This window comes from Empedobacter tilapiae, assembly GCF_004785645.1.
GTDB lineage: Bacteria > Bacteroidota > Bacteroidia > Flavobacteriales > Weeksellaceae > Empedobacter > Empedobacter tilapiae.
In genome coordinates this window covers 301,421-314,154 of record NZ_SRPE01000003.1, presented here as the reverse complement: position 1 = coordinate 314,154, position 12,734 = coordinate 301,421, and the positions used below count along the sequence as shown (strand labels likewise).

Annotated in this window: 10 protein-coding genes; all 10 read left to right on the top strand. The window is 32.0% G+C overall.

Annotated elements, in window-relative coordinates; all coding sequences use genetic code 11:
* The first annotated feature begins 24 nt into the window (after window positions 1–24).
* Window positions 25–1,158: a bifunctional histidinol-phosphatase/imidazoleglycerol-phosphate dehydratase HisB gene (gene hisB / locus E4J94_RS05525; RefSeq protein WP_135834856.1), complete on the top strand. Its 1,134-nt coding sequence runs from the start codon at window positions 25–27 to the stop codon at window positions 1,156–1,158.
* Window positions 1,159–1,235: 77 nt separating this feature from the next.
* Window positions 1,236–1,814: an imidazole glycerol phosphate synthase subunit HisH gene (gene hisH / locus E4J94_RS05520; protein WP_135834855.1), complete on the top strand. Its 579-nt coding sequence runs from the start codon at window positions 1,236–1,238 to the stop codon at window positions 1,812–1,814.
* Window positions 1,815–1,833: 19 nt separating this feature from the next.
* The gene (locus tag E4J94_RS05515; RefSeq protein ID WP_135834854.1) at window positions 1,834–4,953 is read left to right on the top strand and encodes a S41 family peptidase; all 3,120 of its coding nucleotides are present in this window, start codon (window positions 1,834–1,836) and stop codon (window positions 4,951–4,953) included.
* A gap of 75 nt (window positions 4,954–5,028) precedes the next feature.
* A complete protein-coding gene (gene hisA / locus E4J94_RS05510; protein WP_135834853.1) occupies window positions 5,029–5,742 on the top strand; it encodes a 1-(5-phosphoribosyl)-5-[(5-phosphoribosylamino)methylideneamino]imidazole-4-carboxamide isomerase in 714 nt (237 codons plus the stop codon).
* Between the two features lie 79 nt (window positions 5,743–5,821).
* Window positions 5,822–6,574: an imidazole glycerol phosphate synthase subunit HisF gene (gene hisF / locus E4J94_RS05505; protein WP_135834852.1), complete on the top strand. Its 753-nt coding sequence runs from the start codon at window positions 5,822–5,824 to the stop codon at window positions 6,572–6,574.
* Complete coding sequence (gene hisIE / locus E4J94_RS05500) at window positions 6,571–7,182, top strand: bifunctional phosphoribosyl-AMP cyclohydrolase/phosphoribosyl-ATP diphosphatase HisIE (protein ID WP_135834851.1); 612 nt, start codon at window positions 6,571–6,573, stop codon at window positions 7,180–7,182. The genes hisF and hisIE overlap by 4 nt, the downstream gene beginning before the upstream one ends.
* A gap of 180 nt (window positions 7,183–7,362) precedes the next feature.
* A complete protein-coding gene (locus E4J94_RS05495) occupies window positions 7,363–8,826 on the top strand; it encodes an ankyrin repeat domain-containing protein (RefSeq protein WP_135834850.1) in 1,464 nt (487 codons plus the stop codon).
* 56 nt (window positions 8,827–8,882) lie between these two features.
* Entirely contained in the window at window positions 8,883–9,326 is a 444-nt protein-coding gene (locus E4J94_RS05490) for a DUF2271 domain-containing protein (RefSeq protein WP_394346081.1), read from the top strand.
* 2 nt (window positions 9,327–9,328) lie between these two features.
* Window positions 9,329–11,518, top strand: coding sequence for a PepSY domain-containing protein (locus E4J94_RS05485; protein WP_135834848.1), 2,190 nt, complete (start codon window positions 9,329–9,331; stop codon window positions 11,516–11,518).
* Between the two features lie 174 nt (window positions 11,519–11,692).
* Entirely contained in the window at window positions 11,693–12,697 is a 1,005-nt protein-coding gene (locus E4J94_RS05480; protein ID WP_135834847.1) for an FAD:protein FMN transferase, read from the top strand.
* Window positions 12,698–12,734 lie beyond the last annotated feature (37 nt).

Sequence of the window (12,734 nt, the reverse complement as noted above, 5' to 3'; positions counted from 1 at the left end):
TCTTATATCTTAATATCTTACAAAATGAAAAAAATACTATTCATAGACCGCGATGGAACAATGATTTTAGAGCCAGCTGATTACCAAGTCGACAGCTTTTCTAAGTTAGAATTCTATCCAGAAGCCTTTACTTATTTAAGTAAAATAGCAAAAGAATTGGATTACGAATTGGCAATGGTAACCAACCAAGATGGTTTGGGAACGCCTGCAAATCCTGAGGAATTATTTTGGCCAATACAGAATTTCGTGGTGAAGGCTTTTGAAAACGAAGGCGTGAAATTCGAAGATATTTATATCGATAAAACTTTTGCACACGAAAATGTACCAACGCGTAAACCTGGAACAGCATTATTAACAAAATACATCAATAATCCAGAGTACGATTTAGCAAATTCGTTTGTAATCGGTGATCGAATAACAGATGTTAAATTAGCTCAAAATCTTGGTGGAAAAGGAATTTTCATCGCGAATGATGAAGCTTTAGGCGCAGATGAAATCAATGGTAACAAAGGATTAAATGATGCTATTGCTTTAAAAACAACGTCGTGGAAAGAAATTTACGAGTTCTTAAAACTTCAAAATCGAACGGCTTCAATTTTTCGAAACACGAATGAAACAAAGATCAAAATCGAATTGAATCTTGACGGAACTGGAAAATCAGATATTTCAACTGGTATTCACTTTTTCGATCATATGCTAGATCAAATTGCACGTCATGGACAAATGGATTTAGTAATTAAAGTCGATGGAGATTTAGAAGTGGACGAGCATCACACTATTGAAGATACTGCTATTGCTTTGGGTGAAGTTTTCGCTCAAGCTTTAGGAAATAAATTAGGTATCGAACGTTACGGATTTACTTTACCGATGGACGATTGTTTAGCACAAGCAGCGATTGATTTTGGCGGAAGAAATTGGTTGGTTTGGGAAGCTGATTTTAAACGTGAGATGATTGGTCAGATGCCAACAGAAATGTTCTATCACTTTTTCAAATCATTTACAGACGGAGCAAAAGCAAATTTGAACATCAAAGCAGAAGGTACAAACGAACATCACAAAATCGAAGCGATTTTTAAAGCCTTTGCCAAAGCCATTAAAGTAGCGGTTAAGCGTGATCCAGAAAAAATGATTTTACCATCAACAAAAGGACTTTTATAGACGTAAGACCTAAGTTGTAAGACTTAAGGCAAATAATTAAACTTATTTCTTAAGTCTTATATCATAAAACTAAAAAAATGATAGCAATAGTAAAATACAATGCAGGAAATGTAAAATCGGTGTACAATGCGGTAACTCGTTTGGGATACGAAGCAATAATTACAGACGATTTTGAAACCTTACAAAATGCAGATAAAGTAATTTTTCCAGGAGTTGGAGAAGCAAGTTCTGCGATGGCTTATCTAAAAGAAAAAGGCTTGGATAAAATTATTAAAAATTTAAAACAACCAACTTTAGGAATTTGTTTAGGTCAGCAATTAATGTGCGCTTATTCGGAAGAAGGAAATACCGATTGTTTAGAAATTTTCCCAATTCAAGTGAAATTATTTCCCTCAACAAAAATTGTTCCTCACATGGGCTGGAATACGATTTATGATTTAAAAACACCTTTGTTTAATGATGTTAAAGAAAACTCCGACATTTATTATGTACACAGTTTTTATTGCGAAAATTCAGAATATACAATCGCGAAAACAGACTATATTTTAGAATATTCAGCTGCTTTAAATAAAGATAATTTTTACGCAACTCAATTTCACCCAGAGAAATCTGCAGGAATAGGAGAACAAATATTAAAAAACTTTCTAAGTTTATAATAATTATAAATTCACACACATGAAAAAAATAGTTTTTACTTTACTTAGTGCTTTTGCAATTTCACAGGTTTCTGCTCAGGAAAAAGTGTATTTCACCTCTACTCCTTCTTTAAGTCCAGATGCTAAAACGGTTTATTTTAGCTACGATGGCGATATTTGGTCAACCGATATAAATGGTGGAAATGCGGCAAGAATCACAGCTTTGGAAGGAGAAGAAATCAATCCTCGTGTTTCACCAGATGGAAAATGGTTGGCATTCAGCTCTAATCAATATGGGAATTACGATATTTATGTGATACCAATAAATGGTGGACAAATCAAGCAATTGACTTTTCATCAAGCCAAAGACGAAGTCGAAAGTTGGAGCTGGGATAGTAAATCGATCTATTTTACATCAAACCAAAATAATGGATTTGGAAGTTTTAAAATTAATTTAGATGGAAAAACACCAGAAGCGCTTTTTACAAATTATTTCAACACAACAAATGGTTTAGTAGAAACTCCTCAAGGTGAATATATTTTCACCAACTCGTCTGAAAGTGCAAATCAAGTTACACGTAAAAGATACAAAGGAGAAAATAATCCAGATTTATTAGGATATAATCCAACCACAAAAAGTTATAAACAATATACCGATTACAACGGAAAAGATTTTAATCCAACAGTTGATAAAAACGGAATTATTTATTTTATTTCGGACGAAAATAATGGCGAATACAACTTATATCAGTTAGCAAATGGTAAAAAAGAAGCATTAACAAAATTTGAAACTTCGATTAAAAAACCTTTTGTTTCAGCTGATGGTTCAAAAGTTGTTTTCGAAAAAGATTATCAATTATTTGTTTATGATGTAAAAGCAAAAACATCGAAACCACTTATAATTAATGTCAATTCGAATAAATCTTTAGAAAAAGAACAAAATTTTGAAGTTGAAAATAATATTGACTATTTTGATATTTCCCCTGACGGAAAGAAAATGGCTTTTGTAAGCAGAGGAATTATTTTTGTTTCGGATAATGAAGGAAAATTTGTCAATCAAATTTCTGATGGAAAAGAACGTGTTTTAGAAGTAAAATGGTTAAAAGACAATAAAAACTTAATCTTCAACCAAACCTATAAAGGTTACCAAAATTGGTTCAAAATTTCGGCTGACGGAAAAGGAAAAGTTGAACAATTAACTTCTGATTTAAGAAATAATCGAGACATTACATTCAACAATGATTTATCACAAGCTGTTTATTTAAGCGGACGCGACGAAGTAAGATTATTAGATTTGAAATCACTTAAATCATCAACAATTGTTAGAGATGAAATTTGGGCTTTCCAAAATTCGAAACCTTCTTTTTCACCAAATGATGAATATGTTTTATTTTCTGCAAAACGCAATTTCGAGTTAGATATTTTTATTCACAACATCAAGAAAAACACAACGGTTAATTTAACGAATACTGGTGTTTCCGAAGCCGATCCTACTTGGTCTCCAAACGGAAAATACATCTATTTTTCAAGCGATAGAAAAAACCCATCCTATCCTTTGGGAATGCAAGAGTCAAGTATTTATCGCGCTTCTTTAGATTGGTTTGACCAAGCTTATAAATCAGAGAAATTTGATAATTTATTTGTCGAAGAAAAAAAGGTTGAGAAGAAAGAGAAAAAAGAAGAAAAGAACGATTTTAAAGCATTAACTATTAATCCAGAAGGGTTCTTGGAACGAATTGAATTGATAACAGACCGTTTTGGATATCAGACAAATCCTTTTGTTTTCGCGGATGATAAAAAGCAATTTTTATTCTATAACACCAATCAAGAAAATGGCAAATTTCAGTTATACAGAAAAACAACCACTGATTTTGAAGAAGATAAAACAGATAAAATATTCAACAAAGGCGCTGATTTTATCGTAAAAAATGAGAAAAATCTTTATGCTTTAATCGATAACTCTGTTTACAAATTTGGCATTAGTTCTACAAATCCTGAAAAAGTTAGTATTAAATATAATTTCAATAAAAACTTGGCTTCAGAATTCAATCAAATGTACGAAGAAGCTTGGGCTGGAGTAGAAGAAAATTTCTATGATGAAAATTTTCATGGAATTGATTGGAAAGCGAAAAAAGAACAATACGCAAACTTTTTACCTTACGTAAACAATCGAAATGATTTGAGAATTTTGTTAAATGATATGCTAGGAGAATTGAATTCTTCGCATTTAGGTTTTTCATCTTTCGGAAAAGAAGAAAGTCGAAGATTGAATTATTTCACAAACGAAACAGGAATTATTTTCAAAAAAGATCAACCTTTTACAGTTGAAAAAATCTTACGAAAATCTCCTGCTTTCCTTAAAAATGTTGATGTTCAAGAAGGTGATATTTTAGTAAGTGTAAATGGACAAAAAATCGATCAAAACCAAAATCGTGAAACTTATTTTACAACACCTAAAAAATTAGAAGAATTAACTCTTGAATTTGACCGAAAAGGAAAAACAATTTCGACGAAGATTCATCCAATTTCAAATAACGAATTGAAATCGCTTTTATATGATGAATGGATTTATGAAAATCGTCAGCGTGTAAAAAAATTAAGCAACGATAGAATCGCTTATTCGTACATGAAAAATATGTCTACTTCTGAATTAGATGTGTTTTTATTAGACATGGTCGAGCAAGAAAATAGAAAAGATGGTGTCATTTTAGATTTACGTTTCAATACAGGTGGAAATGTGCATGATAAAGTCTTGAACTTTTTATCGCAAAGACCTTATTTGAAATGGAAATATCGTGAAGGACAATTAACTATTCAACCGAACTTTGCACCTTCAGGAAAACCAATCGTTTTATTAATTAACGAATACTCATTAAGCGATGCAGAAATGACAGCCGCAGGATTCAAAGCCTTAAAATTAGGAAAAATCATCGGTCAAGAAACGTATCGCTGGATCATTTTTACTTCTGGAAAAGGATTAGTTGATGGTTCGTTTTATCGTTTACCAAGTTGGGGAACTTATACTTTGGATGGACAAAATTTAGAAAAAACTGGTGTTAAACCTGACATTTATATTAAAAATACGTTCTTAGATCGACTGGAAAATAAAGACCCACAATTGGAACGTGCAATTCAAGAGATCATGAAAGAATTAAAATAAATTTAAGACTTAAGTTGTAAGGCGTAAGAAGTTACACCTTAGATCTTATGTCTTACACCTTAAAACTAAAGAATAATGAGAATAATCCCAGCTATAGACATAATCGACGGAAAATGCGTTCGATTATCGCAAGGCGATTACGATACAAAAAAAATATACAACGAAAATCCGTTGGAAGTAGCAAAAGAATTCGAGGATTACGGCATCGAATATTTGCACTTGGTGGATTTAGATGGAGCTAAATCAAAGCAAATCATTAATTATAAAACGTTAGAATTAATTGCTTCTAAAACCAATTTAAAAGTTGACTTTGGAGGTGGAATTAAGGCTGATAATGATATTAGAATTGCTTTTGAATGTGGTGCAAACCAAATTACAGGTGGAAGTATTGCAGTTCAAAACCCAACATTATTTCAAGAATGGATTTCACAGTATGGAAGCAATAAAATCATTTTAGGCGCAGATGCTAAAGATCGAAAAATTGCGACACATGGTTGGTTAGAAACTTCAGAATTAGATGTGATAGATTTTATTCAAGAATATAAAACCAAAGGAATTGATTATGTGATTTGTACAGACATTGCGAAAGATGGGATGTTACAAGGAACTTCAAACGAATTGTACGCAGAAATTCTAGCGGCTTCGGATGTCAAATTAATTGCTTCTGGCGGCGTTTCTTCAATCGATGATCTAATCAAAGTAAAAGAATTAGGCTGCGAAGGAGCAATTCTTGGAAAAGCGATTTATGAAGGGAGAATTGATTTGAAGGATTTAAAAATATTTTATTAGACGTAAGATATAAGAAGTAAGGTCTAGGGAAATTTCCTAAACATCTTAAATCTTTAGTCTTAAGTCTTAAGTCTAAATTATGTTTAAAAAAAGAATCATTCCGTGTCTCGACATCAAAGATGGACGAACGGTAAAAGGTGTTAATTTTGTAGGTTTACGTGATGCTGGAGATCCAGTGGAATTAGCGAAGAAATATGTAGAAGAAGGCGCTGATGAATTAGTCTTTTTGGATATCACAGCGACTTTAGAAAAACGTAAAACCTTAGCTGAAATGGTAGAAAAAATTGCTTCGGCGATTAATATCCCGTTTACAGTTGGTGGTGGAATTAATTCTGTAGAAGATGCATCGGCGGTAATCAAAGCTGGAGCTGATAAAGTTTCCGTTAATTCCTCAGCGATTAAAAATCCTCAATTAATTGCTGATTTAGCTGCTCGATTTGGTTCGCAATGTATAGTCGTTGCGGTAGATACACGTAATGTAAATGGAACACAAAAAGTTTTCGTAAGCGGGGGAAAAATTGAAACCGCATGGAAAACTTTAGATTGGGTCAAAAAAGTAGAAGAATTGGGTGCTGGCGAAATTTTATTAACATCAATGGATGGCGATGGAACAAAAGCTGGTTTCAAAATTGATATCACAAAAGCGGTTGCTGAAGCTGTAAATCTTCCCGTTATTGCTTCAGGTGGAGCCGGTACAATGGAACATTTTACAGAAGTTTTTACCCAAACCAAAGCAAGTGGCGGATTAGCTGCAAGTATTTTTCACTTTGGTGAAATTCCTATTCCGACGCTTAAAAATTATTTAAAAGAACAAAATATTCCGATACGATGAACATCGATTTCAATAAAAGTAATGACGGATTAGTTCCAGTTATTATTCAAAATTATCTTAACAACAAAGTTTTGATGTTAGGCTATATGAATGAAGAAGCTTTTAACAAAACCCAAGAAATTGGAAAAGTGACCTTTTACTCTCGTTCAAAAAATAGATTATGGACAAAAGGTGAAGAATCAGGAAACTTCTTAGAAGTAAAATCTATCGCGGTTGATTGCGACAACGATACAGTTTTAATCAAAGCAAAACCTTTTGGACCGACTTGTCATACAGGTTCTACTACTTGTTTTAAAGAAGAAACCAACCACGGATTTGTATATGAATTAGAACAAACCATTAACGATAGAATTGATTGCGACAACGATACAGATTCATATACCAATAGGTTATTCAAAAGAGGAATCAATAAAGTTGCGCAAAAAGTGGGCGAAGAAGCAGTTGAATTGGTGATTGAGGCCAAAGACAACAACGATGATCTATTTATTAATGAAGCGGCTGATTTAATGTATCACTATTTAATTTTGTTGAAAGCAAAAGGTTTCAAATTAGAAGATGTGGAAAACGTTTTGAAATCAAGAAAAAATGGTCCAAGACGACCAGAATAAAAACTAAATAAAGAAAACAGTTGCTGCTCATAAGTAACCGCTTTTTGTTTTCAAAAAACTGATGTTTAGCAGAATTAACTAAAATTAACGGATTTAATTAGAATTAATATAAATAAAAATAATACTTTTGAAATCCAATTAAAATTAGTCTAAATAATCATTACAATATATTCTATTCATATGAAAAAATTATTCATTTCTGCTGCTATCCTTGTTGCTTCATTTATTCAAGCTCAAACGAATACGTTGATGGACGCTGGTTTTTGGAAAAGTAATCCAACAATAGAAACTGTAAAAACTGAAATTTCGAAAGGAAATAGCCCTTCTTTTCAAAATGGTGGTTTCTTTGATCCTGTTGTAATAGCGATTAACAACAAAGCAGATTTTAATGTGACTAAATTTTTAATTGAACAAGAAGGAAATTCTGTTGATAAAAAAACACATCATTCAAGAATTTATCTTCAATGGGCTGCAGCTGCAGGGAATTTAGAATTGGTAAATTATTTATTAGCAAAAGGCTCTGATGTCCACTATAAAGATAGTCACGGTTATGATGTTATTACATATGCAGCAAGTGCTGGAAATCAGAATATCGCGGTTTATGATGCGTTGATTAAAGCTGGTGCTAATCCAAAAGTGAAAGGAGAAGATGGTTCAAACTTAATCATGCAAGCGATTGCGAACGATAATGATTTAAAAGTTACAGAATATTTTATTTCAAAAGGTTTATCATTAAGTGATAAAGACGCTAATGGACGTACTGTAGCAGATTATGCAGCTAAATTAGGAAACTTATCAATCATAGATAAACTAATTGCTAAAGGTGTAAAACCTACAGATCAAGCTTTATTTTTTGCAACTCAAGGTTCGAGAACAAAAGAAAATGGCGTAGAAGTTTTCCAAGAATTAATTACAAAATATAAATTAAATCCGAAAGCGTTAAATCCAGACGGACAAACATTGTTACACGCTTTATCTCGCAGAGGAAACTCAGATACAATCAACTTCATCTTATCAAAAGGTGTTGATGCTAAAATTGCAGATAAAGAAGGAAACACTGCATTAATGGTTGCTGCTGGAGGAAAAAATGTAGAATTAATCAATACATTTTTATCAAAAGCAAACAATGTAAATGTGGTTAATAAAAATGGTGAGTCAGCTTTAACTAAAGCTGTTGCTTCTGGAACATCTCAAATCGTTTCTTTATTATTAGAAAAAGGCGCTAAAGCTGATATTGTAGATAAAGATGGAAATAATTTGGCTTATTATTGGTTCAATTCTTTCAAACCAAATGATGAATCATTCACTGAAAAACAAGTTTTATTAACAAATGCTAAAGTTGATTTTAAAGCCATTCAAAGTAAAGGTGCAACTTTGTTACATATCGCTGTTGATAAAGGAAATGTAAATTTGGTGAAAAAAGCGATTGAATTAGGTGTGAATATTAATGCACAAGATGAAGATGGAAATACAGCATTACACAAAGCAGCTTTGATTGCGAAAGATGATGCAATCTTGAAAACTTTGGTTGCTGCTGGAGCGAAAAAAGATATTAAAACAGAATTTGATGAAACAGCTTATGATTTGGCTGGAGAAAACGAATTCTTAAAGAAAAATAATGTGTCTATTGACTTTTTAAAATAATGAAGGAGATGAAATTTAACTTAATCAAAAAATTAGTTGGATTAGTTGTAATCTTAATGGCAACTGCCACTTTTGCTCAAACAACAAAATACAAAACAATGATTCAGATGAATAATTACACAGGAAAAGAAGCCTATGTAGTGATTTCATTAATCAATCCAAAAGGACAATACGAAAAAACATTAGCTGTTTTAGGACCAGACAATGAGTGGTATAATACACTAAAAGAATGGCACAAATTTAATAGTAAGAAAAAAGAAAAATTAAACGGAATTACAGGAGCTTCAGTTGCTGGTGGAGCGAGAGCGACACGTGTCATCGAGTTTGATACTGCAAAATTGAATAAAGGATACAAATTACGTTTTGAATCTGCTGTTGAAACTCAAAAATATGTCGCAAAAGACGCTGAAGTTGCATTAAATTCTTCGGATTTAGACAACAAAGCTGGTATCAAAGGTTCAGTTTATATTAAAGCCGTACGTTTTATAAAAGTTCAATAAAAATGACATTATCTATTTGGAGATATGCGCATTTGAGTCTTGCAATTTTATCTTCAGCATTTTTAGTTATTCTATCTATCACAGGAGTAATTTTGGCTGTTGATGCAATAAACGAAAAATCGCCTGCATACAAAGTAGAAAATTTCGATAACATAACACTCGCGCAAGTTTTACCAACTTTGCGCGAGCATTATTTTGAAATAATTGAAGTTAAAGTTGATCACAATGATTTTGTGACGATTGATGCAATGGACGAAGATGGAAATTCGATCAAATCTTACATTGATCCTACAACAGGAAAAAAGATTGGTGAGATTGTTCCAAAAAGTGATTTCATCAATTGGATCACAGCCTTGCACCGTTCATTATTTCTAAAAGAAACAGGACGAGCAATTGTTGGTATCGTATCTTTTTTATTGATGTTGATTTCAATAAGTGGATTAATTCTAATTGTAAAGCGTCAACAAGGAATTTTAAACTTCTTCACCAAAGTCAACAAAGACTCCTTTTCACAATATTTTCATGTTGTAACTGGACGTTGGTTATTAATTCCTGTTTTAATCATTGCATTAACAGGAACTTTAATTTTCTTAGCGCGATTGAAACCTTTAGTTGGTCAACCAAAAGAAATTGAGCATCAAGCTAAAGAAAATTTACAACCAAAAAATTTAAAAGACATTGATTTTTTCAAAAACACGAAATTAAGTAGTGTAGAAAAGATTGAATTTCCTTTTATTCCAGATGATGAAGCTGAACCATTTATCGTTCATTTAAGAAAAAAATCGGTTTCGGTTAATCAAGTAAATGGAGCAATTATTTCAGAATCGCTAAATCCTTATTCTGCAATTGTAGAAAAATTCAATATCGATTTACATACAGGTCGCACCAATGTGATTTGGGCAACGATTTTAGGAATTGCTTCACTTAATATTTTATTTTTTATTTGGTCAGGATTTGTGATTACCTACAAGCGCACTAAAACGAAAATTGGTAAAAATAAATTCAACGCAAGCGAAGCTGAAATTATTCTTTTAGTTGGATCAGAAAATGGAGCAACTGTTGGATTTGCTTCGAAAATTCAAGAGCAATTTTTAGCAAATGGAAAAAAATCATTTATCGCTCAGATGAATCAATATGAAATTTATCCAAAAGCGAAACAACTCATCATTTTTACTTCCACTTATGGAATTGGTGATGCACCTGCAAATGCAAAGAAATTTGAACAATTAATCACACAATTTCCACAAAATCAATCCATCGAATTTTCGGTTGTAGGATTCGGATCAAGAGCATACTCAGATTATTGTGGATTTGCGATTAAAGTTGACAAATTATTAAATGACCAAAAATGGGCAACTCGATTATTAGATTTAAAAACGGTAAACGATAAATCGCCAGAAGAATTCACAAATTGGGTAATTGCTTACAAAGAAACAACTGATATTCCTTTAGCGACAACACCTGCGATGTATGTTGGAAAAGCGCCAAAACTGAAAAATGTTAAGGTAATTTCTACCACAAAAGTGACAGAAGAAGATGCAACATTTAAAGTTATTTTAGATGTAAATGAGAAATTCAAATCTGGAGATTTATTAGCAATTTATCCTGAAAGCGATCACAAAGAACGTTTATATTCGGTTGGAAAAGTTGATAATAAATTGCAACTAATTGTAAAATTACATGAGTTAGGATTAGGTTCTCAATACTTATATAATTTAGTTGAAAACTCTACGATCAAAGCTAGAATTGTAAAAAATAAAGCCTTTAGATTTCCTAAAGCTTCGAAAGTTGTGATGATTGCAAATGGAACAGGTATTGCGCCTTTCCTTGGTATGATTGATGAAAATTCAAAGAAGGTTGAAACACATTTGTATTGCGGTTTCAGACACGATAATGAAACAACAAAATCTTATCAAGAATTTGCTGCTAAACAAATTTCTACGAATCATTTGAGCCAATTTCACATTGCATTTTCTCGTGAAGAAAATAAACAATATGTGATGGATTTAGTCAATCGTGATGCTAAATTCTTTGCTGAAACGTTACAAAATGGTGGAATTCTTATGATTTGTGGCGCTCTAATAATGCAACATGATGTAGAGAAAGTTTTGGAACAAATTTGTCAACAACATTTGAAGAAATCATTCGAAGAATTTAAAACAAACGGACAATTTTTGACGGACTGTTATTAGAAATTTCGTCTAATTTCTCGATACATTTGAAAATTTCAATAAATTTTCAAACACTCGAAATGGCGGATTACATTATTTTCGTCAGTTCGAGTGATTTTCGTTTCTATAGAATAAAAAAATTGTATCGAGAACTTTGATGAAAATTTACTCACAATAACAAATGAATAAAACATCATGCAATTCATTCTAAAAAATATATTCACTTTTATACTATTGTATGTTCTAACTCCGATGAATGCTCAAACGGTTGGAGTTAGAGATACAATTTTGATGGGAAGTAAATTCAAAATTACGTTGGTTGACACCGATTCTATTTCCGTTGAAAAAAACATCAATAAAGCAATTGATGAAATGATTAGAATCGAGAATTTGATTTCTGATTGGAAACCTACTTCACAAGTTTCTCTTGTCAATCAAAATGCTGGAATAAAACCCATAAAAGTTGATCAAGAAGTTTTTGACTTAACAAAGCGTGCAATTTATTTTTCGCAAATAACCGATGGTGCTTTTGACATTAGCTTTGCGGCAATGGACAAAATATGGAAATTTGATGGTTCAATGGAAAAGATTCCAACTCAGGAAGAAATTTCAAAAGCAATCGAAAAAATCGGTTATCAAAACATTATTTTGGATGAAGAAAATTCAACAATATTCTTAAAAAAAGTTGGAATGAAAATCGGTTTTGGGTCAACTGGAAAAGGTTATGCAGCACAAAAAGCACGAACTTTTATGCAAAGTTTAGGAATTAATGCTGGTATAATTGATGCTTCTGGTGATATGACAACTTGGGGAAATCAACCAAATGGAGAAGCTTGGAAAATTGGAATTACAAATCCTTTTAATCGACATAAAATGTTGGATATTCTCTCAATGAAAAATGCTGCTGTTACAACTTCTGGTGATTACGAAAAATTTATTTTGATTGATGGTGTTCGCTATTCACACATTATTAATCCCAAAACTGGGATTCCTGCAACAGGTTTAACAGGTGTTACAGTAATCGGCGAAAATGCTGAAATGTGTAATGGTTTTAGCACTTCTATTATGGTTTTAGGAAAGAAAAAAGGATTGAATTTAATCAATCAACAAAAAGATTACGCAGCTCTTTTGATTACAGACAAAGGAAAAATTATTCGTTCAAAAAACTATAAAAAGATTAAACGAAATTTAGAGAAATAAAGCTTAAAAATAGCTGATTTGAATATCTGGTTCTAAT

What these genes read in the sequence shown, in the direction of transcription:
- hisB (WP_135834856.1), top strand. Translation starts at nt 25, where the DNA reads ATGAAAAAAATACTATTCATAGACCGCGATGGAACAATGATTTTAGAG.
- hisH (WP_135834855.1), top strand. Translation starts at nt 1,236, where the DNA reads ATGATAGCAATAGTAAAATACAATGCAGGAAATGTAAAATCGGTGTAC.
- E4J94_RS05515 (WP_135834854.1), top strand. Translation starts at nt 1,834, where the DNA reads ATGAAAAAAATAGTTTTTACTTTACTTAGTGCTTTTGCAATTTCACAG.
- hisA (WP_135834853.1), top strand. Translation starts at nt 5,029, where the DNA reads ATGAGAATAATCCCAGCTATAGACATAATCGACGGAAAATGCGTTCGA.
- hisF (WP_135834852.1), top strand. Translation starts at nt 5,822, where the DNA reads ATGTTTAAAAAAAGAATCATTCCGTGTCTCGACATCAAAGATGGACGA.
- hisIE (WP_135834851.1), top strand. Translation starts at nt 6,571, where the DNA reads ATGAACATCGATTTCAATAAAAGTAATGACGGATTAGTTCCAGTTATT.
- E4J94_RS05495 (WP_135834850.1), top strand. Translation starts at nt 7,363, where the DNA reads ATGAAAAAATTATTCATTTCTGCTGCTATCCTTGTTGCTTCATTTATT.
- E4J94_RS05490 (WP_394346081.1), top strand. Translation starts at nt 8,883, where the DNA reads ATGGCAACTGCCACTTTTGCTCAAACAACAAAATACAAAACAATGATT.
- E4J94_RS05485 (WP_135834848.1), top strand. Translation starts at nt 9,329, where the DNA reads ATGACATTATCTATTTGGAGATATGCGCATTTGAGTCTTGCAATTTTA.
- E4J94_RS05480 (WP_135834847.1), top strand. Translation starts at nt 11,693, where the DNA reads ATGCAATTCATTCTAAAAAATATATTCACTTTTATACTATTGTATGTT.